The organism is Nocardioides sp. WJ219 (genome assembly GCF_058559815.1).
The window spans coordinates 195,016-221,215 of record NZ_JBZUJV010000002.1 but is presented as its reverse complement, the minus strand read 5'-3'; the positions used below and the strand labels follow the sequence as shown (position 1 = coordinate 221,215).

The window sequence follows — 26,200 nt, the reverse complement described above, 5'->3', positions numbered from 1 at the left end:
CATGTCGATCCACATCACCGGCGACGTCGACGCCGACCAGATCCTCAGCGACCACAGCTTCGCGCTGCTGGCCGGCATGATGCTCGACCAGCAGTACCCGATGGAGCACGCGTTCCGCGGCCCGGCCAAGGTCACCGAGCGGTTCGGCACCTTCGACCCGCGGGCGATCGCCGAGGCAGACCCGGAGGAGTTCACCGCGTTGTGCTCGACGCCCCCCGCCATCCACCGGTTCCCCGGTTCGATGGCCGCGCGCCTGCAGGAGCTCGCCCGCATCGTCGTCGACCAGTACGACGGCCGCACCGAGCGCATCTGGACCGAGGCCGCCGACGGCAAGGACCTGGCCAAGCGCGTCCAGGCGCTGCCCGGCTTCGGGGCGCAGAAGGCGAGGATCTTCGTGGCCCTGCTGGCCAAGCAGCTCGACGTGCGCCCCGACGGCTGGGAACGGGCTGCGGGCGACTACGCCCTCGACGGCTACCGCTCCGTCGCCGACGTCGTCGACCCGGCCAGCCTGCAGAAGGTGCGCGACTTCAAGAAGGAGAAGAAGTCCGCGGCCAAGGCCGCCGCCGCCCCGGCCACGGGGTAGTCACGGAGCCTCGCCGCGGGCCCTCGCGCCGCCCTCGTGGTCGGAGCGTCACCCGGGTCGTGGCAGTATGTCCGCAGCGGCTCTTGACGACACCGGTCCTTGTCGCGCCCCGAACCGCTCCCACCTGTTTGCCACCTGCCTGACGAGAGGTGTTCGTGTCCTCGAACGCACGCAAGATCCCCACCGAGGTGCTGGCGCACCCCGCCGTCCTCGAGCTCATCGCGCAGGCCACGCCGTCCGGGGCCTTCAGCCCCGACCAGGTCCGCCGCGCCAGTGACGAGGCCGGCGTCGAGCCGCGGCACCTGAAGTCGCTGCTCGAGCACCTGAGCTCCCTGGGCCTCGGCGTCGAGCTGCCCGCGAGCGCCCGCGCCGCGGCTGCCACCACCGGCACGCGCAAGACCGCCACCGCCGCGGCCAAGAAGGCGCCCGCCAAGAAGGCCGCCGAGGCCACCGCCGAGGCCACGGCCGAGACCGCCGCGCCGCCCGCGAAGAAGGCGGCTCCGGCCAAGAAGGTCGCCACCCCGGCAGCCAAGAAGGCCGCCGCCGCCCGCAAGGCCGCCGCCGCCGAGGAGCCCCCGGGTCCCGTCGGCACGATCGGCCCCGACGGCAAGAAGATCCTCCCCGACGTCCCCGACGAGCAGTTCGAGCAGGACGTCAAGGTCGACCCGACGATCAAGGAGGACGAGGCGACCGCCACGTCGACCTTCGTGATCTCCGCAGCCGACGACACCGACGAGCCCGCGCAGCAGGTCATGGTGGCCGGCGCGACCGCCGACCCGGTCAAGGACTACCTCAAGCAGATCGGCAAGGTGCCGCTCCTCAACGCCGAGATGGAGGTCGAGCTCGCCAAGCGGATCGAGGCCGGCCTGTTCTCGGAGGAGAAGCTCGCCAAGGGCGGCAAGCTCTCGGCGAAGGTCCTCGAGGAGCTCGAGTGGATCTCCGAGGACGGTCGCCGCGCGAAGAACCACCTGCTCGAGGCCAACCTACGCCTCGTCGTGTCGCTGGCCAAGCGCTACACCGGCCGCGGCATGCTCTTCCTCGACCTGATCCAGGAGGGCAACCTCGGCCTGATCCGTGCGGTGGAGAAGTTCGACTACACCAAGGGCTACAAGTTCTCGACCTACGCGACCTGGTGGATCCGGCAGGCGATCACCCGCGCGATGGCCGACCAGGCCCGCACCATCCGCATCCCGGTGCACATGGTCGAGGTCATCAACAAGCTCGCCCGCGTCCAGCGGCAGATGCTGCAGGACCTCGGTCGCGAGCCCACGCCCGAGGAGCTCGCCAAGGAGCTCGACATGACCCCCGAGAAGGTCGTCGAGGTCCAGAAGTACGGCCGCGAGCCCATCTCGCTGCACACGCCCCTCGGCGAGGACGGCGACTCCGAGTTCGGTGACCTCATCGAGGACTCCGAGGCCATCGTGCCCGCCGACGCCGTGTCGTTCACGCTCCTGCAGGAGCAGCTGCACGCCGTCCTCGACACGCTGTCCGAGCGCGAGGCCGGCGTGGTCTCCATGCGCTTCGGGCTCACCGACGGCCAGCCCAAGACCCTCGACGAGATCGGCAAGGTCTACGGCGTGACCCGCGAGCGGATCCGCCAGATCGAGTCCAAGACGATGTCCAAGCTGCGCCACCCGAGCCGCTCGCAGGTCCTGCGCGACTACCTCGACTGAGCCTGGCCCGCCGTACGGCGGGCTGGGCGACCGGGCCGGCTGGGCGTGTTACCGAGCCTCGTGGTCACCACCTGACGGTTGCAACCGTCAGGTAGTAGTCACGACGGTCGGCAGCATCCCGGACCCGGGCCGACCAGCGGGCAGGCCGCGGCGGAAAAAGTAGGCCGCCAGGCCGGTCCGATGTCTGGGGGGCAGTCCATCGGGGTCGGCCTGGCGTGGGTCCACTATGACACGCCGGTGGGCTGCTTGGCACTGCTGCCGCACGAACTCCGCCGAATCGTGCCGCTGGACCAGACCGGCGACCCCGGGCGTGGGGCCGTGGCGGTCGGCCCGTCAGGACGCCGCGATGAACCCGACCGCGACGCCGCACAGCACCAGCCCCCATGCCTGGGCGCGGTGCACCCGCTCGCGCAGGACCAACGCGGCGAGCAGGACCGTGAACGCCGGGTAGAGCGAGGTGATCACCGCCGCGATGGTGAGGAACCCCGTCTGGGTGGCGACCAGGAACAGGCCACTCCCGGCGGCGCCGAGCGTGCCGGTGGCCAGTCCGACGTACGCCATCGGCCCGCGCGGCACCCAGGACTGACCGAGGGCTGTCGCGACGGCGACGACGACGACTGCGCCGACCGCCTGGTTGAACGCCAGGGGCAGCAGGCCCGACTCCTCGGGGATCTGGCCGAGCGCCGCGAACAGGACGCCGAAGCCCAGGCCGGCGAGCACCCCGTCAACCAGGCCCGCGGCTGCCGGTGCGCGGGGCGCGCGGGGCGCGTCGGTCGCCGGGGTGCTGGACGGCTCCTTGGCGACCAGCCAGATCGCCGGCAGCGCCGCGGTGATGCCCAGCCAGGCCAGCAGCCCCGGTCGCTCACCGGCGCCCACGCCGACCACGAGCGGCACCAGGGCGGCCCCGACGCCCGAGACGGGCGCGACGACGCCCATCCGGCCGGCGGCCAGCCCCCGGTAGAGGAACGAAGTCCCGATGCCGTTGCCCAGGCCGGCCAGCACCGCCCAGCCGAGGTCGGCGCGGCGCGGGTGGCCGTCCAGCAGCAGGCCCAGCACCAGGACGACGAGCGCGCCCCCGACCTGGGCGGTGAACGCGATCGCCCAGGGGCTCACCCGGCGGGAGGCGACCCCGCCGACGAAGTCGGACAGCCCGTAGGCCAGTGCGGCGCACAGCGACAGGACGACAGCCACGGGGGACAGGCTGGCACGGGCGCCCGGGATCCTCGGGGGTGGGTGCGCCGGTGTGTCGTGCCCTACCGACGACGACGGCCCCGGACCGAGGTCCGGGGCCGTGGCGTCGTGGGTGGGGCGGGGCTCAGCGCTCCTCGTCGGGCGTACGGCCCGGCGTCGCGGCGAGCTTGTGGGTCTCGTCGACCACCGTGGCCGCGATCTCCTTCAGCTTGTCACCGTGCTCCCGGGCGTGGTGGGCGCAGAAGAGCAGCTCACCGCCGCTCTGGAGCTCGACGCGGAGGTAGGCCTGGGCACCGCAGCGGTCGCAGCGGTCCTCAGCGGTCAGGGCGGCCGTGCTGGGGGCGGTTGCAGTCGTCACTTCAGGGCCTCTTCTCATCTCAGTCGGTGCCATGTCCAACCTAGCGAGCGGAGCCAACATTCCCGCCGGCACGTGGGGCACGCCACTCGATCCCATCACGCAGGTTCCTTCCCCGGCCGGGTGTGGTCCACGCCCCGGACGTCGTCGTCCTCGCGGGGCTGGCCGGGGCTGTTCAGTTGTGGTCACTCAGGTGGTGCAGGGAGGTGCTGTGCTCCAGTCTGACCTCGCGGTACCCCGTGTGACCCGGAAACGCTGGGACCGACGCTGATCGTGTCCTCATCGTGACTGTTGCGGCGGGGGCGTGGGAGCACCGGGGTCCGGCGTGTCGCTAGTAGATTCGAGCATGCCCCGACGTCCGTCGCGGCACCACACCCCGACGCAGGCTGGGAGTGCACGATCGCCGACAACACCTACAACGCAGCGCACCTCCTGGTCCTCGAGGGCCTCGAGGCGGTGCGCAAGCGTCCCGGCATGTACATCGGGTCGACCGACACCCGCGGCCTCATGCACTGCCTGTGGGAGATCATCGACAACGGCGTCGACGAGGCGCTGGCCGGTGCCGCCCACCGGGTGGAGGTGACGTTGCACCCCGACGGCTCCGCCGAGGTGCACGACGACGGACGCGGCATCCCGACCGACAAGGAGCCCAAGACCGGGCTGCCCGGCGTCGAGGTGGTCGCGACCAAGCTGCACGCCGGCGGCAAGTTCGGCGGGGGCTCGTACGTCGCCACCGGCGGCCTGCACGGCGTCGGCCTGTCGGTCGTCAACGCCCTGGCGTCGCGGATGGACATCGACGTCGCCCGGTCGCCGTCGGTGCAGGGCATCAGCTTCCGGCACGGGGCGGCCGGGGTCTTCGACGGCGACGGCCCCGACGCGTCGTTCACCGAGCAGAGCGGGATGACCCGCAAGGGCAAGCGCGTCGCCAAGGGCAGCTCCGGCACCCGCATCCGGTTCTGGCCCGACCGTCGCATCTTCACCCAGGACGCCCGCTTCGAGATCGAGGGCCTCGTCGGGCGCGCCCGGCAGACGTCGTTCATCGTGCCCGGCCTCGAGCTGGTCATCCGCGACCTGCGCGGGGAGACACCCACCGAGGAGAAGTTCCGCCACGACGGGGGCATCGCGGAGTTCTGCGAGTTCCTCGCCAAGGACGAGCCGGTCACCGAGGTGCTGCGCATCCAGGGCTCGGGGTCCTTCACCGAGACCGTGCCGATGCTCGACGACCATGGGCACATGACCCCGCAGGACGTCGACCGCGACCTCGGCGTCGACATCGCGGTGCGCTGGGGCACCGGCTACGACACCGAGCTGCGCTCGTTCGTCAACGTGATCGCGACGCCCAAGGGGGGCACCCACGTCTCGGGGTTCGAGGCGGCGCTGGTCGGGCCGTTCAACGACGCGATGCGGGCCGCCAAGGTGCTCAAGGTCAACGACGCCGCCGTCGAGAAGAGCGACATCCTCGAGGGGATGACGGCCGTGGTGACGGTCCGCCAGGCCGAGCCGCAGTTCGAGGGGCAGACCAAGGAGATCCTCGGCACGCCCGCCGTCCGGTCCGAGGTGCGCAAGATCGTCGCCAAGGCGTTCAGCGACTTCCTCGGCTCGTCCAAGGCGGCCGACAAGCGGCAGTCCCGCCCGCTCATGGACAAGGTCTACGGCGCCGCCAGGACCCGCATCGCGGCCCGGCAGCACAAGGAGACCCAGCGCCGCAAGAACGCGCTCGAGTCGTCCTCGCTGCCGTCCAAGCTGGCCGACTGCCGCGCCGCCGACAACGAGCGCACCGAGCTGTTCATCGTCGAGGGCGACTCCGCGCTCGGCACCGCCAAGCTGGCGCGCAACTCCGAGTACCAGGCCCTGCTGCCCATCCGCGGCAAGATCCTCAACGTCCAGAAGGCCTCGGTCGGCGACATGCTCAAGAACGCCGAGTGCGCCTCGATCATCCAGGTCGTCGGCGCCGGCTCCGGGCGCACCTTCGACCTCGACGCGACGCGCTACGGCCGGATCATCTTCATGGCCGACGCCGACTCCGACGGCGCCCACATCCGGTGCCTGCTGGCCACGCTGTTCTTCAAGTACATGCCCGACCTGATCACCTCCGGGCGCGTCTTCACCGCCGTCCCGCCGCTGCACCGCATCGAGATCTCCAACCCGCGCAAGGGCCAGGAGAAGTACGTCTACACCTACTCCGACGACGAGCTGCAGCGCCGGCTCGCGGAGCTGAAGAAGAAGAACATCCGCTGGAAGGACCCCGTGCAGCGCTACAAGGGCCTCGGCGAGATGGACGCCGACCAGCTGGCCGAGACCACCATGGACCCCCGCCGCCGCACCCTGCGCAAGCTCACCGTCGACGACGCCGACGTCGCCGCGCAGGTCTTCGAGCTGCTGATGGGCTCGGACGTGGCGCCGCGCAAGGAGTTCATCGTGCAGGGCGCCTACGAGGTCGACGTCGAGGCCCTCGACGCGTGAGCGAGCGCGTCGAGGTCGGGTCGACCGACCCCGGCGACGTGTGGCCGGCGTACGACGCGGTCGTCGGCGACCAGCCCCGACGAGCCGGCCTGCCGGGCCCGGGTGGGGGAGCGCCACGTCGTCCGGGCCCAGGCGCGCGGGCGTGGGCTCGGACGCCGCCTGCTGCGTGCGGTCACCGAGGGGCTCGCGCACGACCGGTGGCTGCTGCAGACCACCGACGACCCCGACGACCCGGCGCGGCGCTCCGCGCCGCCGGCCGTGACCGCCTAGGACACGCCTAGAACTCCTGGCGCAGCAGCCCGGTGTCGACGTCGTAGACGAACCCGCCGACGCTGACCGCCTCGGGCACCAGCCGGTGGGTGCGCACCTTCTGCACGTCGTCGGCGAGCGACTCCAGCTGGTCGCGCACCGCGCGGATCTCGAGGTCGCCGGCGCTGTCGCCGGCTGCCTCCTCGATCCGCGCGCGCAGCTCCTCGGCGGTGTTGGAGGCCATGGCGCAGCGGGTGTGCGGCACCACGAGGATCCGCCGGACGCCGAGGAGGTGGACGGCGATGACCAGCGCCTCGAGGGTGGCGTGGTCGACCCGCCCGCCCGGGTTGCGGAGGATCTTGGCGTCGCCCGGACTCAGGCCGAGCATCCCGAGGGGCTCGATGCGTGAGTCCATGCACGTCACGACGGCGACGCCGGCGGCGGCGACCCCGTCGAGGCCCGTGGAGGCGAAGCGTTCGGCATAGACCCGATTGGCGGAGACCAAGTCGTCGAAGTCGGACACGGCGGAAACATAGCGGTCAGCCGACCCGTAGCACCTCGCCGGTCTCGACACTGCGCGTCGGGGCGCCCCGGAACAGCAGGACTGCCAGGACCGCGGCCACCAGCGCCACCACGGCGGCGCCCTCGAAGACGGCCTGCTCCTGCAGGATGCCGAGCTCGACGAGCCCGAGGTCGGGGTTGTCGCGGCGGGCGTCGTAGAGCTTCGCCAACCCGTACGTCGTGAGCACCGAGATGCCGACCAGCATGCCGACCATGCGCGCGACCACCACCAGCGCGCTGGCGACGCCGTGGGCGTCGTCGCGGGTGGTCGCCAGCATCGCGGCGTTGACGGGGGCCAGGGCCAGGCCGAAGCCGGCGCCGCCGAGGACGAGCGGCACGTTGCTGGAGAACGCGTCGAGGGAGTCGAGGCTCCACTGCGACATCCACCAGAACGACGCTGCCGCGGCGAGCATCCCCGTGGCGGTGATGACCCCCGCCGGCAGGTGCCGCACCAGGAACCCGCCGACCACGGCCCCGATCGGCAGGGCGACCAGGAACCGCAGCAGGACCAGCGCGGCGTCGAGCTGGGAGTAGGACTTCTCCGCGGTGCGCGCGAACAGCGGGATGTCGACCAGCGCCGCGATCAGCGCCCAGCCGACCAGCAGGCTGACCACCAGGGACCCCCACGCGGGGCGCGCGCCGAGGGTGCCGCGGGGCACGAGCGCGGCGTCGTCGTCGGTGCGCCGCAGGTGGAGCACCAGCGCCACCAGCGCGACGGCGGAGCCGAGGAGGAACCACGGGCCCTGGTCGGAGAGCACCGAGACCTCCGGGTCGGCGGTGGCGAAGGCCAGCACGACGCCGCCGAGCGCGACCGCGAGGTAGGTCGCGCCTGCCAGGTCGGCCTCGGCGAGGCTGCGCCCCCACGAGCGCACGTCGAACAGCGGCCGCCGGGCGAGGACGCACCGCGCGCAGAAGACCGCGAACGCACCGACGGAGACCAGGCCGACCGGCTGCAGCCAGCGTCCGCCGTCGTCGACGACGGGGATGAACAGCTCGCCGTAGGTGAGGTCGGTGTAGAGCGCGTTGGGCGGCACGATCATCAGGTACGCCGCCACCACCGCCACGGCCAGGGCCAGGGCCCCGAGGTAGTCGAACCGACCCCGCCGCACTGCGGGCGGCTCGGCGGGCGGCTCGGCGGGCGGCTCGGCGGTCGGCCGGTCGCCGGCGTCGTCGCGGCGCAGGAGCCGCACCACCGCCCACAGGGCCAGGCCGCCGGCGAGGTTGATCGCGAAGATCCCGCGCCACGACGTGAACGCCAGCACGGCCGCCCCGAACAGCGGCCCGACGACGCTGCCGAGCTCCTGGACGGCCGAGACCATGCCGAGGGGGAGGCCGCGGCGCTCGACCGGGTAGAGCGCGGCCACCAGCGCCATCGTCGCGGGCACCAGGCCGCCGCCGCCGACGCCCTGGAGGAAGCGGCCGACCACCATGCTCGTCAGGTCGTAGGAGGCCGCGGTGACCGCCGAGCCGACGGCGAACGCGACCAGCGAGGCCGTCAGGACCGGCACCGGGCCGCGCAGGTCGGCGATCCGGCCGATCAGCGGCAGCATCGCGACGTAGCCCAGCAGGAAGCCGGAGACGATCGGGGCCGCTCGCTGCAGCTGCTCCACGCTGACGTCGACCGAGGCCATCATGTCGGGCAGCGCCAGCACCACGACGTAGGTGTCGGCGGCGGCGAAGGCGACCGCGACGGCGCAGAAGACCAGCAGGGTCCGGGACCGGGGGTCGAGCGCCGGCGTCCCCGACGGCGCCGGCCCGGACGCCGCGCTCACGGCACGCTCACGGGGCCGTGATGTCCTGCTCGACGTCGTACTCACCGATGAAGATCGTGTAGGTCAGGTCGTCGACGCCGTCGAAGAACTCACCGGTCATCTGCGCCTCGCGCAGCTCGCCCTCGCCGTCGACGAGGAAGGTCGCCTCGAAGGTCTCACCGGGGGCGCAGGGCAGGAGGTTCTTGACCGCCGTGCCCGGCACGGTGCCGGTGTAGGGGGTTCCGGTGACCTCGTTGTCGGAGACCGCGCGCCCGGCCTCGCCGGCCTCGAGTCCCTCGGCCGAGGTGAGCACGGTGGACACGCCCTTGTCGGCGTCGAGCAGCTGCGCCGGGTCGGGCGCGCAGAGGGAGTCGGGGTCGAGGTCCTGCCAGCCGACGACCGGCAGCTCGGCGTAGAAGGTGTCGTCGACCGAGACCACCTGCACCGTCGCGGACTGGCCCCGGATCGTGCCGGTGGCCTCGCCCTGGAAGGCCGGGGCGCGGGTGATGACGCCCGAGGCGCTCTGGAGGAAGGGGTCGACGTCGGGGGACTGGTCGGTGGAGAGCTCGAGCCGGACCCCGGAGGTCTCGTCGAGCCGGGTCTTGGCGAAGCCCATGACCTCCTCGGGGGTGGCCTCGCCGTCGCCGTCGGCGTCGGCGTCGGAGTTCTGGGAGGGGTCGGCGTCGTCGCCGCTGCAGGCGGCGGAACCGAGCGCGAGGGCGACGGCGAGCGACGCCGCCGCGACCTTGCGGGGCAGGGAGATCATGGCGCTCAGCCTGTCACAGGATCCCCAGCGGGACCGGCGGACGCCGGGGCGGCCAACCGGGCCGCGAGGGGTCCGGCGACCGCGGCGATCGGCTGGCTGCCGGGGGTGCCGGAGCCGTCGCGTCGGCCGTCGGCCGGCGGCAGCTCGACCGCCGCGCCGCTCGCCGCGGCGGCCCGCGGCGGGGCGGTGCCGACCCAGGCGAGCACCAGGGTGTCCTCGCCCTTGAGGAACCGGTGGCAGCGGACGCCGCCGGTGGCGCGGCCCTTGGCGGGGTACTCGGTGAACGGCGTCACCTTGACCGTGCCGGGTTCGGTGCCGGGCAGCGCGGACGACGCGCCGGAGGCGGTCACCACCACCGACCCGTCGGGAGCGGCCGGGTCGACGGCCCCGAACCACACCACCTTCTCGTCGGCGCCGAGCTTGATCCCGGCCATCCCGCCGCCCGCGCGGCCCTGGGGCCGCACCAGGGACGCCGGGAAGTGCAGCAGCTGGGCGACGTCGCTGATGAAGCACAGCGTCTCCTCGCCGGTGGTGAGCTCGACGGCGCCGACGACCTGGTCGCCGTCGCGGAGCCCGATCACCTCCCACTCGTCGCGGGCCAGCACCTCGGGGTTGACCCGCTTGACCACGCCGTCGCGGGTGCCCAGCGCCAGGCCCGGGCCGTCGCTCGCCAGCGAGCACAGCGCGAGCGCGCGCTCGCCGGCGCCGAGGGAGAGGACCTCGCTGAGCGGCAGGCCGCCCTGCAGGTGCGGGTCGTTGGCGCTCGGGGGGATCGCCGGCAGGTCGAGCACCGCGAGCCGCACCAGGCGCCCGGCGGAGGTCAGGACGCCGACGTCGCCGCGGGCCGTGGTCGCGACCGCCGAGACCACGACGTCGTGGTTGCTCCGGCCCTCGCCGGTGCTGACGGGGTCGGCGTTGGACGTGCGGGCGAGCAGGCCGCTGGAGGACATCAGCACGAAGCACGGGTCGTCGGCCACCTCGAGCGCGACCGCGGCGGCGGTGACCGTCGTACCGGCCGACTCCAGGAGCACGGTGCGGCGCGGGGTGCCGTAGGTCTTGGCGACCTCGCCGAGCTCGTCGGAGACGACCTTGCGCAGCAGTGCCTCGTCGCCGAGGATCGCGTCGAGCTCGTCGATCGTGCGCTGGAGCTCGGCCTTCTCCTTGTCGAGCTCGATCGTGGAGAACCGAGTGAGGCGGCGCAGGCGCATCTCCAGGATGTAGTCGGCCTGGGTCTCGGTGAGGTCGAAGACGTCCATCAGGCGGCCCCGGGCCTCCTCCGCGGTCTCGCTGGCGCGGATCAGCTGGATCACCTCGTCGATGTCGAGGATGGCGATCAGCAGGCCCTCGACGAGGTGGAGGCGCTCGGCGGCGCGGAGCCGGCGGAACGTCGTACGCCGACGCACGACGTCGTAGCGGTGGCCGAGGAAGACCTCGAGCAGCTGCTTGAGCCCGAGGGTGCGCGGCTGGCCGTCGACGAGGGCGACGTTGTTGATGCCGAAGGAGTCCTCGAGCGGGGTGAGCCGGTAGAGCTGCTCGAGCAGCGCCTCGGGGACGAAGCCGTTCTTGACCTCGATGACCAGGTGGGTGGGCTTCTCCATGTCGGAGAGGTCCTTGACGTCGGCGATGCCCTGCAGCTTCTTGCCCTGCACCAGCGTCTTGATCCGCTCGACGACCTTCTCGATGCCGACGCCGTAGGGCAGCTCGGTGACCACGATGCCCTTGCGGCGCCCGATGGTCTCGATGCGGGCCGAGGCGCGCATCTTGAAGGTGCCGCGGCCGGTCTCGTAGGCGTCGCGGATGCCCTCGAGGCCGACGATCTTGCCGCCGGTGGGCAGGTCGGGGCCGGGCACGAACCGCATCAGGTCGTCGATGGTCGCCCCCGGCTGCTTGATCAGGTGCTTGAGCGCCTGGACGACCTCGACCAGGTTGTGCGGCGCGCAGTTGGTGGCCATGCCGACCGCGATGCCGGTGGTGCCGTTGACCAGCAGGTTGGGGATCGCGGCGGGCAGCACGGTCGGCTCCTGCTCGCGGCCGTCGTAGTTGCCCTTGAAGTCGACGGTGTCCTCGTCGATGTCGGCCGTCATCGCCACGGCCGCCTGCGCCATCCGGCACTCGGTGTAGCGCATCGCCGCCGGTCCGGCGTCGGGCGAACCGAAGTTGCCGTGCCCGTCGACCATCGGCAGGCGCATCGACCACGGCTGCGCCGTGCGCACCAGGGCGTCGTAGATCGCGCCGTCGCCGTGCGGGTGCAGCCGACCCATCACCTCACCGACGACGCGGGCGCTCTTGACGTGGCCGCGGTCGGGACGCAGGCCCATCTCGTTCATCGTGTAGAAGATCCGGCGCTGGACCGGCTTCAGCCCGTCCCGGGCATCCGGCAGCGCACGGGAGTAGATGACGGAGTAGGCGTACTCCAGGAACGAGTTGCGCATCTCCTCCCCGACGTCGATGTCGAGGATGTGCTCCTCGAAGTCGTCGGGGAGGTCCTGCTTCGTCGTACGTCGAGCCATGGGGCCATTGTCGCGGGCGGCACCGACGACGCCCGCCGGGGCGCGCCGACGGGGGGTGCTGGGCCGGTGGGGGCGGGTGGGGCTGGGGGCGAGATCTCACCGGTGGACCGGGGACCTCTGAGCTTCCCGGGCAATGTATTGCCTGGGAAGTTCAGGTTTTGCCCGGTAGGTGGGGCCGGTGGGTTGCGAGTGACTGGTGTGACCTCCCTGGCGCGGGGAGTACCCGGTTCACCGGGGAAATCCCGGCGACCACACCACCACGTGACACCAGGTGCTGGTGTGACCCGTGGGACCAGACCCCAACCCACCCGACCCGGCCCCGGCGCCCCGCGACCCCGGTAGCCTGACGTGGTGACCGCGGAACCCCACCTCGACGCGGCAGTCGTCGACCAGGCCCCGGCAGCGCCGCGGCACTGGGAGGCCGACGTCCTGCTCCGCGACGGCCGCACGGCCCACATCCGGCCGATCCGTGCCGACGACGCCGACCTGCTGGTCGAGTTCTACGGCCGGGTCAGCGACCGCTCGAAGTACTACCGGTTCTTCTCGCCGATGCCGACGCTGTCCGACCGCGACGTGGCCCGGTTCACCCGGGTCGACCACGACCGGCGGGTGGCGCTGGTGATGATCCTGCAGGGCCAGATGATCGCAGTGGGCCGCTACGACGTCGTCGGCGACGGGGAGGCCGAGGTCGCGTTCCTGGTCGAGGACCAGCACCATGGCCGCGGCATCGCCCAGCTGCTGCTCGAGCACCTCGCCCAGGCCGCCCGGGAGCGGGGGATCGGCCGGTTCACCGCCGAGGTGCTCCCCGACAACAACCGGATGATCCACACCTTCCGCGACGCCGGCTACCGGGTGGTGAGCGGCTACGAGGACGGCGTCCTCACCCTCGAGTTCCCGATCGACCTCACCGAGACCTCGATCGGTGTGATGCGCAGCCGCGAGCACCGCGCCGAGGCCGCCTCGATCGAGCGGTTCTTCAACCCGCGCTCCATCGCGATCATCGGCGCCAGCCGCCGCCAGGACACGATCGGGCAGGCGCTCGTGCGCAACCTGGTCACCGGCGACTTCACCGGCCGGGTGTACGCCGTCAACCCGAGCGCCGCGGCGGTCTCCGGGCTGCCGGCGTTCAAGACCGTCGGCGACATCCCCGACGAGGTCGACGTCGCCATCGTCGCGGTACCGGCCGAGTCGGTGACCGACGTGGTGCTCGACTGCGCCGCCAAGGGCGTGCACGGGATGATCGTCATCTCCAGCGGCTTCGCCGAGACCGGGGAGGAGGGCCGGCAGCGCCAGCGCCACCTCGTCGGCCTCTCCCGGTCCTACGGGCTGCGGCTGATCGGCCCCAACTGCCTCGGCGTCATCAACACCGACCCCGCCGTCTCGGTCAACGCCTCCCTGTCGCCGGTGATGCCGCCCCGCGGCCGTGCCGGGTTCTTCTGCCAGTCCGGGGCCCTCGGCTCCGCGATCCTGGAGAAGGTGCAGAACCGCGGCCTCGGCCTGACCACCTTCGTCAGCGCCGGCAACCGCGCCGACGTCTCCGGCAACGACCTCCTGCAGTACTGGGAGGAGGACGACGCCACCGAGGTCGTGCTGCTCTACCTCGAGTCGATCGGCAACCCGCGCAAGTTCTCCCGCATCGCCCGCCGTGTCTCGATGCGCAAGCCGATCATCGCCGTCCGCTCCGGTCGCACCACCCAGGGCGTGCCGATGGGCCACGCCGTACGCCGGATCGCCGCGCCGCCCGAGGCGCTCGACGCGATGTTCAAGCAGGCCGGGATCATCCAGGTCGACACGCTCGAGGAGATGTTCGACGTCGCCCAGCTGCTGGCGCACCAGCCGCTGCCGCGCGGTCGCCGGGTCGCGGTCGTCGGCAACTCCGACGCGCTCGGCCTGCTCGCCGCCGACGCCGCGGCGGCCGTCGGTCTGCTGGTGACCCGGTCGGTGACCCTCAACGCCGAACCGTCGGCCGAGGACTTCGAGGACGCCCTCGACGACGTCATCGACGACCCGGAGGTCGACTCGGTCATCGCGGTCTACATCCCCCCGCTCAACGTCTCCGGCGAGGACGTCGCCAACGTGCTCGCCGCCGTGGGGGAGCAGTCCGACAAGCCGCTGGTCTCCTCCTTCCTCGGCGCCGAGGGTGTGCCCGAGCTGCTGCGGGTGCCCGACGTCGCCGGCGCCTCCGCCGGCCGCGGCTCGGTGCCGTCCTACCCGGCGGTCGAGGCAGCCGTCCGGGCGCTCGCCAGCGTCGTCGCGTACGCCGTGTGGCTGCGCACCCCCGACGGCGCGGCCCCCGACCCCGACGAGGTGGACAGCGCCACCGCCGAGCGGGTCCTCGACGGTGTGCTCCGGCGCCACCCCGACGGCGGCGACCTGGACCGCGCCGAGGTGACCGCGCTGCTGGCGGCGTACGGCATCCTGCTGTGGGACTCGATGCCGGTCACCACGCTGCGGCAGGCCCAGGCGGCCGGGAAGACCCTCGGCTGGGACGTCGTGCTCAAGGCCACCGCCGACGGGATGCGCGAGCGCCCCGACCTGGCCCACGTGTGGCGCAACATCGACTCGACCGCCGAGATGCGCAACGCCTGGGAGACGCTCACCCAGGTCGTGCGCGACCCCGCGAGCGCCGGGTTCGTGGTGCAGAAGAACTCCACGCCGGGCGTCCCCATCGCGATCCGGAGCCTGGAGGACCCGCTGTTCGGGCCCGTCGTCTCCTTCGGGATCTCCGGGCCGATCATCGACCTCCTCGCCGACCGCTCCTACCGGATCCCGCCGCTGGGGGCGCGCGACGTCGCCACGATGGTGCGGGAGGTCAAGAGCTCCCCGCTGCTGTTCGGCTACCGCGGTGCCGAGCCGGTCGACGTCGGCGCGATCGAACGGCTGATCAGCCGGGTCGCCCAGATGCAGAACGACCTGCCGCGGCTCAGCTCCCTGGAGCTCTCGCTCGTGCACGCCGGCGTCGACGGCGCCAACGTGCTCACCGCCTCGGCCCGCGTCGCGCCGGTCTCCGAGCCCCGGTCGGACCTGTTCGTGCGAAGGATGTCCGAGCCGCCCGGCGATACTGTGCCTGAATAGTTCTGCGGACGCGGCCCACCTGCCCCCGGCACGGGCCCGGGGCGTGGTGCCGCCGCCGACGGCCCCTTGCAGTTCCTGCCGACCTCGCGGTGTGCACGGCGTCGTCGGTGGCCTCCGATCACGCCCCGTTCCCGTGCCGGTGCCAGGAACCGGGCCCCGCCACGAGACGTGTCGCGCTCCGCGCGACGGCCCGACCCCTCCGCCACGGGATGATCTCCACGAGGTCGGGTGAGACCGGATGGGGTGGTCGGGGCGTCTTCTCGGCGTACCCACCCGCACCCATCGAGAGGAGGCCCCGTGCCAGGGAGCAGGCGAGACGACGCTGAGTTCACCGAGTTCGTGGCCCAGCAGTCCGATCGGCTCTACCGGAGCGCCTACCTGCTGACCACCTCACCCCATGCCGCCGAGGACCTGCTGCAGACCACGCTGGCCAAGATGTTCGCCGGTTGGCGCCGGCTCCGCACCACCGACGACCCGGTGGCCTACTCCCACCGCATCCTGATCAACGCGTTCCTCTCCGAACGGCGGCTGCGCCGCAGCAGCGAGCTGTCGGTGGGGGAGCTGCCCGAGCAGCACGCCGCCGGCGGAACGCCGCCGGCGGACCTCGCCGACCGGCTCACGCTGATGGCGGCGCTGGCCGAGCTCGCGCCGCTGGACCGGGCCGTCGTCGTGCTGCGCTACTGGCACGACCTCAGCGTCACGACCACGGCCGCAGACCTGCACCTCACCGAGTCGGCGGTCAAGAACCGCACCAGCCGCGCCCTGCGCCGGCTGCGGGACCTGCTCGCCGACGACCTCGACCTCCCCAGGAGCACCTCATGAACGACCACGAGCCCCTCGACGGGCACGACCACCACCTCACCGAGCGCATGGAGCGCGCCGTCGGCGGCCTGCGGGCGCCCGACGTCGTCCCCGGCGCGATCGCGCGCGGACGTCGGCAGCGCACCCGGCGCCGGCTCACCTACGCCGCCGGTGGCGTCGCCGCGGCCACGGCCCTGGTGCTCACCGTGCCGACGTTCGCCACCGACGGGTCAGGACGGGGTCAGGACCCCGCCGGCCCCCCGGTGGCCGCCGACCCGACGTCCACGAGCCCGACGTCCTCGAGCCCGACGTCCCCGAGCCCCACCACCGCGCCCCCCGACCCCGGCGCGCCCGCGATCGAGACGTGTGACCCGGAGACCGGGTGGTGGAGCAAGTCCTCGGCGCAGATCGAGGCCGAGCTGTCCGCCCTCCTGCCGGAGGGCACCCGACTCGGCAAGCCGACCAGTGACTGGCCGACCCAGTGGGACGGCAGCCTCGTCACCGCCGACGGCGTCGGCAGCGTCAGTCTCCGACTGCTGCCGCCCCCGGGGGTCCTGGGCCTGTGGCGGACCCTCGAGGAGTCGAGCCGGCTCGGGCCCTGCGGCGGGGGAGCCAACGAGCCCTCCCTGGCGGTGCAGCCCTGCGACCAGCTCGACGGACGTGTCCAGGGGGCCGACGGCGAGGTGCTGGTGCGGTCCTGCGAGGAGGTCCGGTCCGAGGACGGCGTGCTCGTCGGCGTCGTCACCGAGCAGGTCATGCAGGACGTCGTGGACGGGGAGTCGGTCCCCACCGACGAGACCTACGTCAACGCCACGCTCGCCGTGCCCGGCGGCGGGCACGTGGAGCTCGGTCTCGACGACCCGGCCGGGCTCACCACGGACCAGGTCCGCGCGATCGTCAGCGACCCCGTCTGGACCAGCTGAGGGACCGGCTGCGGGACCGGCTGAGGGACGCGGCCGAAACCCCAGGACACGGGGGCCGGCGGCCGTGGATACTGCTGCGGTGCCCAGCTCGAGCCAGTGGATCGCGTTCCTCGTCGCCTCGATCCTGTTCATCCAGGTGCCGGGGCCGAGCCTGCTGTTCACCCTCGGGCGGGCGCTGACGGTGGGGCGTCGCGACGCGCTGCTGTCGGTGGTCGGCAACGCCGTCGGGATCACCGTTCAGGTGCTGATGGTCGCGCTCGGGCTCGGCGCCGTGGTCGCGGCCAGCGCGACGGCGTACACGGTGCTCAAGGTGGTGGGCGCCGGCTACGTCGTCTACCTCGGCGTGCAGGCGATCCGCCACCGCTCCGACGCGCGCGAGGCGCTGCTGAGCGGCGAAGCCCGGCCGGAGCGCACCCGGCAGGCCGTCGTGACCGGGTTCGTGGTCGGCGTGACCAACCCCAAGACGATCGTGTTCTTCGTGGCGTTCCTGCCACAGTTCGTGGCGTCCGGGTCGCCGGCCGCGCCGCAGCTGGCGGTGCTGGGCCTGGTCTTCGGCGCCCTCTGCGCGGCGTCCGACAGCCTGTGGGCGCTGGCGGCCGGCTCGGCCCGGCGGTGGTTCGCGCGGCGTCCCGAACGGCTCGACGGGCTGAGCGTGGCCGGCGGCACCATGATGGTCGCCCTGGGCGCGGGCATGGCCACCCAGCAGTGACAGACTGGGCGCATGCGTCCTGCCCGTCCCACCGACGACGTCGACCACGCTCGTGAGCTCCGCAAGGCCATCGACCGCACCGGCTACTACCCGGAGGTGGTCGCCGACGCCGTCTCGGGCGCCGTCGCCGGTGAGCAGGTGGTCTCGTTCTACGTGCACCACGAGCCGACCTTCGACAACGAGGAGGTACGCCGCCACCAGAGCGTCGTGGTGCTCACCCCGACCCGGCTGATCCTGGCGCACACCGACGAGCACGCCGGCGACGACCTGCTGCCCGAGCCCTACACCTCGACGTCCACCGAGGCGATCAGCCTGTCCGCGGTGAAGTCGGTCGTGGTGACCCGGATGACCGCCAACCCGACCAAGGGTCCGCAGCCGCCGGCCGAGGCCGTGATGACGATCGGGTGGGGCGGGGTCGCCCGCCTCGACCTCGAGCCCGCCGGGTGCAGCGACCCCGAGTGCGACGCCGACCACGGCTACACGGGCGTGCTGGCCTCCGACGACTTCTCGCTGCGGGTCTCCACCGCCGCCGACGGTCGCGACGCCGTGGGCGGGCTGCTGTCGTTCGCGGCCTCGCTCTCGGCCCGCACCCAGCACTGAGCGGACCGCACGCCTCGTGAGCGCCGCCTTCGTCGAGCCCGCCTACGGCCGCCGGTCCCTCGCCGACGTCGTGCCCGCGGTCGCGCGCGCCCTCGGCGCGCCGATCGGGGTGCCGCCCTCGGGTCTCGAGCTCCCCGACGCGGGGTCATACGTCGTGTTCCTCATCGACGGCCTGGGCGCCCGGCTGCTCGAGCGGTACGCCCACGCGGCGCCGTACCTCTCCACGCTGCTGACCTCCTCCGGTGGCCCCGGCACGGCCGGCGTCCCCTCGACCACGGCCACCAGCCTCACCTCGCTCGGCACCGGGCTGGCCCCGGGCGCGCACGGCCTGGTGGGGTTCACCGCGCGCATCCCCGGCACCGACCAGCTGCTCAACCACCTGTTCTGGGACGCCGACGTCGACCCGCTCGCGTGGCAGCCCCACCCGACGGCGTTCGCGACGCTCGCGGCCGCCGGCGTCTCGGTGACGGTGGTCAACAAGCGTGAGTTCCGCGACTCCGGGCTCACCGTCGCCTCGAGCCGCGGCGGCGACTACGTCGGCGCCGACAAGGTCGGTGAGCGGATCGCGGCCGCGGTCACCGCGGCGGCCTCCCGCCCCTCTCTCACCTACCTCTACGACAGCGACCTCGACTGGACCGGCCACCGGTGGGGCGTCGCGTCGAGCCAGTGGCTGCAGCAGCTCGCCATCATCGACTCCGAGGCCGAGCAGCTGCGCGAGGCGCTGCCCGCCGACACCCGGCTGGTGGTGGTCGCCGACCACGGCATGGTCGACTCACCCGACGCGCACCGGGTCGACGTCGACGAGCACGCCGAGCTGCTCGACGGGGTGGCCCTGCTCGGCGGGGAGGCGCGATTCCGCCACCTCTACTGCCGCAGCGGCGCCGTCGACGACGTGCTGGCCACCTGGACGGCGTTCCTGGGCGACCGCGCCGTGGTGCTGAGCCGGGGCGACGCCGTCCGCCGGGGCTGGTTCGGGCCCGTTGACGCCGGTGTCCTGCCACGCCTGGGCGACGTCGTGGTGGCCTGCCAGGGCGACCACGGGGTGTTCTCCAGCGAGCGCTTCTCCTACGAGCGCAAGCTCGTCGGCCTGCACGGCTCGCTCACCCCCGACGAGATGCTGATCCCCGTCCTGGTCGACTGAGCCCTCAGCCGAAGGGCAGCGGGTCTGGCGCCAGGCTGACGGCGTGCGCCCGGGCCGCGGTGAGCCGGCGCCGGTGGTGCTGGCGGCAGAGCACCTCGTAGGCGACCTCGGCGGGCGGGCCACCGGGGGTCTCGTCGACGTCGCCGACGACGATCACCTCGCCCTCGACGACCATCACGCCGTCCTCGGTGCGCGCGTTGTGCGTGGCCCGCTTGCCGCACCAGCACAGCGCCTCCACCTGCAGGACGTGCACCCGGTCGGCGAGCTCGACCAGCCGCCGGCTGCCGGCGAACAGGTCGGTGCGGAAGTCGGTGAGGATCCCGAACGCGAACGCGTCGACCTGCAGCTCGTCGACCACCTTGGCCAGCTGGTCGATCTGCGTCGCGGTGTAGAACTGCGCCTCGTCGCAGATGACGTAGTCGATACGGGCGCCCTGGGTGAGCGAGTCGACGACGTAGCGCCAGAAGTCGAAGTCGGGCGGCACCTCGATGGCGTCGTGGGTCAGGCCCAGCCGGCTGGAGAGGATCGACTCACCGGCCCGGTCGTGGGCGGTGAAGATGCGGCCGTGCCGGCCGCGCGCGGCGTGGTTGTGGTTGGTCTGCAGCGCCAGGGTGCTCTTGCCCGAGTCCATGGTCCCGGTGAAGAACTGCAGCTCGGCCATGAGGAGTCATCCTGGCACCACCTCAGTCCCAGGCGGGCACCAGGACCACCATCAGGTGCCCGTCGGGATCGGCCACCGTGGCGGCGTACCCCCACGGCTGGCGCGCCGGCTCGGCGACGACCTCGCCGCCCGCCGCCCGGGCCCGCTCGACGAACGCGTCCACCTCCTCGGTGGTGCCGTGGGAGAGCGTCAGCTGGCACTCCACGACACCGGGCGGGGCGACCTCCCGGTCGGCGACCGTCCAGCCGAAGCCGTCGGTGGGGACCAGCATCAGCGCGAGGCCGTCGTTGAGGACGACCTGCAGCGGCTCGGGCACGCCGTCCTCGGCCACCGGTCCGGGGGTCTCGAGCCCCAGGCCGTCGGGACCCCAGTAGGCGTGGGCCCGGACGCGGTCGGCGGTCGGCAGGGCGAGGACGAGGTGGTCAGCGAGCACGGGGAGGACGACCGTCCCGGGCCCGCGAACTCATCGGCTGGGTGCCTCAGTCGTCGGGGTCGTCGAGCCGGGCCAGCCAGGTGGCGAACCGCTCGACGGGCGTCTCGAACTCCGGGTGGGCGTCCACGAAGCCCTGCAGCTGCTCGGCCACCCACGCCAGGGTGACCTCCTCGTCACCCCGGCGCTTCTGGAGCTCCTCGATCCCGCGGTCGGTGAAGTACATGCCCTCATCCTGGCAGCCGCGCCCGGCCCGGTGTCGCGTCCGTCGCGTCAGGCGAACGCGCGCTCGACGAGCTCCTTCTGCTCGGCCAGGTGCCGCTTGACCGTGCCGACCGACGGCGACGACGACTGCGGCCGGGTCACCGGCTCGACCTCGGCGTCGAGGTCGCGCCACACGTTGAGCGCGTAGTGCGGCCACGGGCCCATGTTCTCGGGCTCGTCCTGCACCCAGCGCACGTTCTTCAGGTGCGGGTAGCGCGCGATCTCGGCCTTGATGTCCTCGACCGGGCGCGGGTAGAGCTGCTCGACCCGGCCGATCGCGAACCGCTGCGCGTCGTCGCGCTTGGCCCGCTCGACCATCAGGTCCCAGGTCACCCGGCCCGAGCACAGCAGCAGCGTATCGACGGCGTCCTGGTCGGCGACGGCGTCGCCGATGAACGGCCGGAAGGTGCCCGAGGTGAAGTCGTCGGGCTGCGAGGCGGCCTCCTTGCGCTTGAGCATCGACTTCGGCGTGAAGACGATCAGCGGCCGGTGGTGCTCACCGAGCGCCTGCTGGCGCAGCAGGTGGAAGTACGACGCCGGCGTCGACGGCTGCGCCACGGTGAACGCGTCGTCGGCCGCCATCTGCAGGAACCGCTCGATGCGCGCGGAGGAGTGGTCGGGACCCTGCCCCTCGTAGCCGTGGGGGAGCAGCAGGACCACGCCCGACTGCTGGCGCCACTTGGTCTCCCCGGCCGAGATGAACTCGTCGATGACGATCTGGGCGCCGTTGACGAAGTCGCCGAACTGCGCCTCCCACAGGGTGAGCGCCTCGGGACGGGCCACGGAGTAGCCGTACTCGAAGCCGAGGGCGGCGTACTCCGAGAGCAGCGAGTCGTAGAGGTAGAACTTCGCCTGGTCGTCGGTCAGGGATGCCAGCGGCGTCCACTCGTCGGCGTTGCGGCGGTCGATGATCGTCCCGAACCGCGACACGAACGTGCCGCGCCGGGAGTCCTGGCCGGCCAGGCGCACGGGGCGGCCGTCGATCAGCAGCGAGCCGAGCGCGAGGATCTCGCCGGTGCCCCAGTCGATCGGGCCCCCGGTGATCGCGTTGGAGCGCCGCTGCAGCTGCGGCATCACCTTGGGGTGCACGGTGAACCCCTCGGGCGGGGTGACGTAGGCGTCGGCGATCCGCTTGAGGCACTCCGGCGAGATCGCCGTCGTGGTCTCGGCCGCCGGCTTGTCCGGGTAGTCGGGGACCGTCGTCCACTCCTTGGGCTGGGAGGTGGCCTCCTTGACCTCGGTGAAGACGCGCTCGAGCTGCTGCTGGTAGTCGGCCAGCACCTGCTCGGCCTCCTCGATCGTGATGTCGCCACGACCGATCAGCGACTCGGTGTAGAGCTTGCGCACCGAGCGCTTCTGCTCGATCAGGTCGTACATCAGCGGCTGGGTGTACGACGGGTCGTCGCCCTCGTTGTGCCCCCGCCGGCGGTAGCAGACCAGGTCGATGACGACGTCCTTGTTGAACGCCTGGCGGTACTCGAAGGCGAGCCGGGCGACCCGGATGCACGCCTCGGGGTCGTCGCCGTTGACGTGGAAGATCGGCGCCTGCACCATCCGCGCCACGTCGGTGCAGTAGAGCGAGGAGCGCGACGAGCCGGGCGAGGTGGTGAACCCGACCTGGTTGTTGACGACGACGTGGATGGTGCCGCCGGTGCGGTAGCCGCGCAGCTGGCTCAGGTTGAGCGTCTCGGCGACGACGCCCTGCCCGGCGAACGCCGCGTCGCCGTGCACGAGCAGCGGCAGCACCGGGTAGTCGGTGCCGCGGTCGAGGACGTCCTGCTTGGCGCGCGCGATGCCCTCGAGCACCGGGTCGACGGCCTCGAGGTGGGAGGGGTTGGCGGCGACCGAGACCTTGATGGTGTCGCCGGACCCCGCGACGAACTCGCCCTCGGCGCCGAGGTGGTACTTCACGTCGCCGGAGCCCTGGACGGTGCGCGGGTCGATGTTGCCCTCGAACTCGCGGAAGATCTGCGAGTACTTCTTGCCGACGATGTTGGCCAGCACGTTGAGGCGGCCGCGGTGGGCCATGCCCATCGTGACCTCGTCGAGGCCGGCCTCGGCGGCGGCCTCGCAGATCTCGTCGAGCACCGGCACGGTGGTCTCGCCGCCCTCGAGGCTGAACCGCTTCTGCCCGACGAACTTGGTCTGCAGGAACGTCTCGAACGCCTCGGCCTGGTTGAGCTTCAGCAGGATGCGCAGCTGCTCCTCACGGGGCGGCTTGGTGTGCGGCTGCTCGACCCGCTCCTGGATCCAGCGGCGCTGCTCGGGATCCATGATGTGCATGTACTCGATGCCGGTGGTGCGGCAGTAGGAGTCGCGCAGGATGCCCAGGATGTTGCGCAGCTTCATGAACGGGCGGCCCTTGCCGCCGAACGACCCGGTCGCGAACTCGCGGTCGAGGTCCCACAGCGTCAGCCCGTGCGTCTCGACCTGCAGGTCGGGGTGGCTGCGCTGGCGGTACTCCAGCGGGTCGGTGTCGGCCATCATGTGGCCGCGCACCCGGTAGGCGTGGATCAGCTCGAGGATCCGGGCCTGCTTGCTGATCTCGTCGTCGTGGGACGTCGCGATGTCGTGGCCCCAGCGGATCGGCTCGTAGGGGATGCGCAGCGAGCGGAAGATCTCGTCGTAGAAGCCGTCCTCGCCGAGCAGCAGCTGGTGCACCCGCTTGAGGAACTCACCCGACTGCGCGCCCTGGATGACCCGGTGGTCGTAGGTCGAGGTGAGGGTCATCACCTTGGAGATGGCGTTGCGAGCCAGGGCCTCCTCGGAGGCGCCCTGCCACTCGGCGGGGTACTCCATCGCGCCGACGCCGATGATCGCGCCCTGGCCGGCCATCAGCCGCGGCACCGAGTGGACGGTGCCGATGCCGCCGGGGTTGGTCAGGCTGATCGAGGTGCCCTGGAAGTCGGCGACGGTGAGCTTGTTGTCGCGGGCCTTGCGGACGACGTCCTCGTAGGCGGTCCAGAAGGCGGCGAAGTCCATCTGCTCGGCGGCCTTGATCGCCGGCACCAGCAGCTGCCGGCTGCCGTCGGGCTTGGGGACGTCGATCGCGAGCCCGAGGTTGACGTGGGCCGGCGTGACCAGGTTGGGCTTGCCGTCGACGACCTGGAAGCCGTTGTTCATCTCCGGCATCGAGCGGACGGCCTTGACCAGCGCGTAGCCGATCAGGTGGGTGAAGGAGACCTTGCCGCCGCGGGCCCGGGCGAGGTGGCTGTTGATGACGATCCTGTTGTCCCAGAGCAGCTTGACCGGGACCGAGCGCACCGAGGTCGCGGTCGGCACGGTCAGCGAGGTGTCCATGTTGGCCACCGTGCGGGCGGGCGCGCCGCGCAGCACGGTGTACGTCGGCTCGTCGCTCGCCGCGGAGGGCTCGGCGGGCGCCGCCTCCTTGGGCGTGGGGTTGCTGGTCGCCTTGGCCGGCTCGGCGGCCTTGGTCACCTCGCGCGGCTCGGCCTTCGGCTTCGGCTCGGCCTTCGGCTCGGCCTTCTGCTCGCTCTTGGCCGCGGGCTTCTCCTCGGCCTGGGGGGCCGCCTTCGCCTCAGCGGGCTTCGCCGCCGGCTCGACGGCCGGCTTCGCGGCGGGCTTCCCCGCGGACTTCTCCGCGGACTTGTCTGCCGGGGCGGCCGCGGCGCCGGTGCCGTTGGCGCCACCGCCGTTCTTGAAGTAGGCGACCCACGACTCGTCGACGCTGGAGGGGTCGGCGTCGTACGCCTCGCGCATCTCCTCGACGAGCCACGCGTTCGCCCCGAGGTCAGAGCCGGGTTCGGTGGAGCTGGTGGACGGGCCTGACGACTGCGGCACGACGAGTTTCGCCTCTTCCGAAGGTGGTGTGGTGTGCTGACGGGACACTGCTGTCCGACCCCGTCAAGGCTAGACCCACGGGGAAGCAAATGCGCGGCGCCGGGTGGACTTTCAGGCACCCTGTTGTCGAACCCACACGCGCACCCCCCGCGACCGTCGTCTGGAGCGTCCGTCCCGTCATGACCCGAGCACCGTCCGTCGTCGCCCTCTGCCTCGCCGCAGCCCTCCTGGGCGGGTGCAGCAGCGACGAGCCCGAGGCGCCTGCCTCCGACGCCCCGGACCCGGGCCCGTCGTCGGGCGCGACGGCGGCCGCACCCACCCCGATCGCCGCGACGGTCCGCACGGTGACCGGCCGGCTCGGCGCGTCCGCGCGCGCCCAGGTGCGCGACAAGGTCACCGAGACCGTCGAGCAGTGGTTCGAGGCCGCCTACCTCGGCGGCACCTACCCCCGGACCGACTTCGACGACGCGTTCGCGGTCTTCACCCGCGGCGCGCAGGAGCGGGCCCGTGAGGACCGCCGGCTGATGAGCAACGCGGCCGTCGGCGAGACGACGTACGCCGTGCGGGCCCTGGCCAAGCGCCTGCGCCTCGACGTCCTCGCCGACCGCGGCCGTCCCGCCGGGGTGACGGCGCAGTTCCGGCTCGGGCTGGCCCGCGCCGGCGAGACCGGCGCCGAGCGCCGCGAGCGGGTCACCGGCCGCCTCTACCTGACCTACCAGGCCGGCGCCGGCTGGCGCGTGTTCGGCTACGACGTGCAGCGGGGCGTGCTCTGATGCGGACCCGGCTGCGGCGCTACGCCGTCCTCACCGCCCTCCTGGCCACCCTCGGCCTGGTGGTCCCCGACGCCGGCACCGCGTCCACCCAGGCGGTCCTCGTGGAGTTCAAGCACGCGCACGGCGTCGCGCTCGAGGACGACATGGTCTGGGTCCTCGGGGTCGGGTCCGACGCCCGGCCCGGCGAGGACATGACCCGCACCCGCGGCGACGCGCTGCAGCTGATCGGGATGAACACCCGCACCGGTGCGGCGACGGCCATCGGGATCCCGCGCGACTCCTACGTCGAGATCCCGGGCTACGGCACCGACCGCATCAACGCCGCGCTCTACCACGGCGGCCCGCAGCTGCTGGGCGAGGTCGTGGGCGACCTGGTCGGCGTCGAGCCCGACTACGTCTTCGTGACCCGCTTCCCGTTCTTCGAGCAGATGGTCGACGACATCGGCGGCATCACGGTCCGCAACCCGCGCCCGTTCTCCGACGTCGACCTCAAGGACGACGGGTTCGACCAGGGCCGCATCCGGCTCACCGGCTACGACGCGATGGCCTTCGCGCGGATCCGCAAGACACTGCCCGACGGCGACTTCGACCGCTCCGCCAACCAGCAGGTCGTGCTGCGCGGCATCCAGGCCCGGATCCGTGACCAGGTCGACCGGCCGGGGTTCGTCGAGGAGGGTGTGCTCACCGTGCTGAAGCACACCGACACCGCCCTCGGGCCGGCCGAGCTGTTCCGCCTGGCCCAGGTGATCGCCCAGGTCGAGCCGGCCCGGATCACCTCCTGCGTCGTCCAGGGCGGCATCGCGACCATCGGCGGCGCCAGCGTGGTGGTGCCCTCCGTCGACGACGCCCGGCGCTACGGCGACGACGCCCGCCGCGACGCCACGATCGAGCGCTGCTGAGGCCCGGCGGCCCCCGGTCGC

Annotated in this window: 22 protein-coding genes; 12 read left to right on the top strand and 10 right to left on the bottom strand. The window is 72.5% G+C overall.

All coding sequences use genetic code 11. The features are described from left to right. Position 1 precedes the first annotated feature (1 nt). Together AC4MBH_RS05120 and AC4MBH_RS05115 are read left to right on the top strand one after the other, a co-directional pair. Positions 2 to 583 (top strand): HhH-GPD-type base excision DNA repair protein, encoded by a 582-nt coding sequence (locus tag AC4MBH_RS05120; protein WP_491793266.1) that lies wholly within the window; start codon positions 2 to 4, stop codon positions 581 to 583. 149 nt (positions 584 to 732) lie between these two features. Beyond that, positions 733 to 2,256 (top strand): RNA polymerase sigma factor, encoded by a 1,524-nt coding sequence (locus AC4MBH_RS05115; protein WP_491793265.1) that lies wholly within the window; start codon positions 733 to 735, stop codon positions 2,254 to 2,256. A gap of 333 nt (positions 2,257 to 2,589) precedes the next feature. On the opposite strand, the gene AC4MBH_RS05110 is transcribed toward AC4MBH_RS05115, so the two are convergent. Both AC4MBH_RS05110 and AC4MBH_RS05105 read right to left on the bottom strand, forming a co-directional pair. Continuing rightward, complete coding sequence (locus AC4MBH_RS05110; RefSeq protein WP_491793264.1) at positions 2,590 to 3,447, bottom strand: EamA family transporter; 858 nt, start codon at positions 3,445 to 3,447, stop codon at positions 2,590 to 2,592. A gap of 124 nt (positions 3,448 to 3,571) precedes the next feature. After that, positions 3,572 to 3,823, bottom strand: a complete 252-nt coding sequence (locus AC4MBH_RS05105; RefSeq protein WP_491794122.1) for a DUF7455 domain-containing protein — start codon at positions 3,821 to 3,823, stop codon at positions 3,572 to 3,574. A gap of 378 nt (positions 3,824 to 4,201) precedes the next feature. On the opposite strand from AC4MBH_RS05105, the gene AC4MBH_RS05100 reads away from it, so the two are divergent. Together AC4MBH_RS05100 and AC4MBH_RS05095 are read left to right on the top strand one after the other, a co-directional pair. Then, positions 4,202 to 6,265: a DNA gyrase/topoisomerase IV subunit B gene (locus tag AC4MBH_RS05100; protein ID WP_491794120.1), complete on the top strand. Its 2,064-nt coding sequence runs from the start codon at positions 4,202 to 4,204 to the stop codon at positions 6,263 to 6,265. A 102-nt stretch (positions 6,266 to 6,367) separates the two neighbouring features. Continuing rightward, positions 6,368 to 6,535: a hypothetical protein gene (locus AC4MBH_RS05095; RefSeq protein WP_491793263.1), complete on the top strand. Its 168-nt coding sequence runs from the start codon at positions 6,368 to 6,370 to the stop codon at positions 6,533 to 6,535. A gap of 7 nt (positions 6,536 to 6,542) precedes the next feature. On the opposite strand, the gene AC4MBH_RS05090 is transcribed toward AC4MBH_RS05095, so the two are convergent. Genes AC4MBH_RS05090 through AC4MBH_RS05075 form a run of 4 tightly spaced genes read right to left on the bottom strand, consistent with a single transcriptional unit; the run spans position 6,543 to position 12,102 of the window. Further along, the gene (locus tag AC4MBH_RS05090; RefSeq protein WP_491793262.1) at positions 6,543 to 7,037 is read right to left on the bottom strand and encodes a beta-class carbonic anhydrase; all 495 of its coding nucleotides are present in this window, start codon (positions 7,035 to 7,037) and stop codon (positions 6,543 to 6,545) included. A 16-nt stretch (positions 7,038 to 7,053) separates the two neighbouring features. After that, positions 7,054 to 8,847, bottom strand: coding sequence for an MFS transporter (locus AC4MBH_RS05085; RefSeq protein WP_491793261.1), 1,794 nt, complete (start codon positions 8,845 to 8,847; stop codon positions 7,054 to 7,056). A 7-nt stretch (positions 8,848 to 8,854) separates the two neighbouring features. Continuing rightward, positions 8,855 to 9,592: an LppX_LprAFG lipoprotein gene (locus tag AC4MBH_RS05080; protein WP_491793260.1), complete on the bottom strand. Its 738-nt coding sequence runs from the start codon at positions 9,590 to 9,592 to the stop codon at positions 8,855 to 8,857. 5 nt (positions 9,593 to 9,597) lie between these two features. Beyond that, complete coding sequence (locus AC4MBH_RS05075; protein ID WP_491793259.1) at positions 9,598 to 12,102, bottom strand: DNA gyrase/topoisomerase IV subunit A; 2,505 nt, start codon at positions 12,100 to 12,102, stop codon at positions 9,598 to 9,600. A gap of 351 nt (positions 12,103 to 12,453) precedes the next feature. Here AC4MBH_RS05075 and AC4MBH_RS05070 point away from each other — a divergent pair, with 351 nt between their 5' ends. The 6 genes from AC4MBH_RS05070 to AC4MBH_RS05045 all read left to right on the top strand — a co-directional run bounded on the left by AC4MBH_RS05070 (position 12,454) and on the right by AC4MBH_RS05045 (position 19,351). Next, positions 12,454 to 15,177, top strand: a complete 2,724-nt coding sequence (locus AC4MBH_RS05070; RefSeq protein ID WP_491793258.1) for a bifunctional acetate--CoA ligase family protein/GNAT family N-acetyltransferase — start codon at positions 12,454 to 12,456, stop codon at positions 15,175 to 15,177. Positions 15,178 to 15,474: 297 nt separating this feature from the next. Next, complete coding sequence (locus AC4MBH_RS05065) at positions 15,475 to 15,999, top strand: SigE family RNA polymerase sigma factor (protein WP_491793257.1); 525 nt, start codon at positions 15,475 to 15,477, stop codon at positions 15,997 to 15,999. After that, positions 15,996 to 16,901 (top strand): hypothetical protein, encoded by a 906-nt coding sequence (locus tag AC4MBH_RS05060; protein ID WP_491793256.1) that lies wholly within the window; start codon positions 15,996 to 15,998, stop codon positions 16,899 to 16,901. Before AC4MBH_RS05065 ends, AC4MBH_RS05060 begins: the two co-directional genes overlap by 4 nt. A gap of 79 nt (positions 16,902 to 16,980) precedes the next feature. Next, a complete protein-coding gene (locus AC4MBH_RS05055) occupies positions 16,981 to 17,610 on the top strand; it encodes a LysE family translocator (RefSeq protein ID WP_491793255.1) in 630 nt (209 codons plus the stop codon). Between the two features lie 12 nt (positions 17,611 to 17,622). Continuing rightward, positions 17,623 to 18,210 (top strand): DUF5998 family protein, encoded by a 588-nt coding sequence (locus AC4MBH_RS05050; protein WP_491793254.1) that lies wholly within the window; start codon positions 17,623 to 17,625, stop codon positions 18,208 to 18,210. Positions 18,211 to 18,226: 16 nt separating this feature from the next. Further along, positions 18,227 to 19,351 (top strand): alkaline phosphatase family protein, encoded by a 1,125-nt coding sequence (locus AC4MBH_RS05045; protein ID WP_491793253.1) that lies wholly within the window; start codon positions 18,227 to 18,229, stop codon positions 19,349 to 19,351. Positions 19,352 to 19,355: 4 nt separating this feature from the next. Here the strand turns inward: AC4MBH_RS05045 and AC4MBH_RS05040 are convergent, their stop codons facing one another. From AC4MBH_RS05040 to AC4MBH_RS05025, 4 genes are read right to left on the bottom strand one after another with little or no spacing between them, the layout of a single operon-like run. Beyond that, a complete protein-coding gene (locus tag AC4MBH_RS05040) occupies positions 19,356 to 20,012 on the bottom strand; it encodes a thymidine kinase (RefSeq protein ID WP_491793252.1) in 657 nt (218 codons plus the stop codon). A gap of 22 nt (positions 20,013 to 20,034) precedes the next feature. Then, the gene (locus AC4MBH_RS05035) at positions 20,035 to 20,445 is read right to left on the bottom strand and encodes a VOC family protein (protein WP_491793251.1); all 411 of its coding nucleotides are present in this window, start codon (positions 20,443 to 20,445) and stop codon (positions 20,035 to 20,037) included. Positions 20,446 to 20,491: 46 nt separating this feature from the next. After that, positions 20,492 to 20,668 (bottom strand): DUF6104 family protein, encoded by a 177-nt coding sequence (locus AC4MBH_RS05030; protein ID WP_491793250.1) that lies wholly within the window; start codon positions 20,666 to 20,668, stop codon positions 20,492 to 20,494. 47 nt (positions 20,669 to 20,715) lie between these two features. Continuing rightward, positions 20,716 to 24,507, bottom strand: coding sequence for a multifunctional oxoglutarate decarboxylase/oxoglutarate dehydrogenase thiamine pyrophosphate-binding subunit/dihydrolipoyllysine-residue succinyltransferase subunit (locus AC4MBH_RS05025; protein WP_491793249.1), 3,792 nt, complete (start codon positions 24,505 to 24,507; stop codon positions 20,716 to 20,718). A 179-nt stretch (positions 24,508 to 24,686) separates the two neighbouring features. Between AC4MBH_RS05025 and AC4MBH_RS05020 the strand changes: the two genes are divergently transcribed. Both AC4MBH_RS05020 and AC4MBH_RS05015 read left to right on the top strand, forming a co-directional pair. After that, on the top strand, positions 24,687 to 25,280 hold the full coding sequence (locus AC4MBH_RS05020; protein WP_491793248.1) for a hypothetical protein: 594 nt from the start codon (positions 24,687 to 24,689) through the stop codon (positions 25,278 to 25,280). After that, on the top strand, positions 25,280 to 26,179 hold the full coding sequence (locus AC4MBH_RS05015; protein WP_491793247.1) for an LCP family protein: 900 nt from the start codon (positions 25,280 to 25,282) through the stop codon (positions 26,177 to 26,179). Before AC4MBH_RS05020 ends, AC4MBH_RS05015 begins: the two co-directional genes overlap by 1 nt. Positions 26,180 to 26,200: the final 21 nt, after the last annotated feature.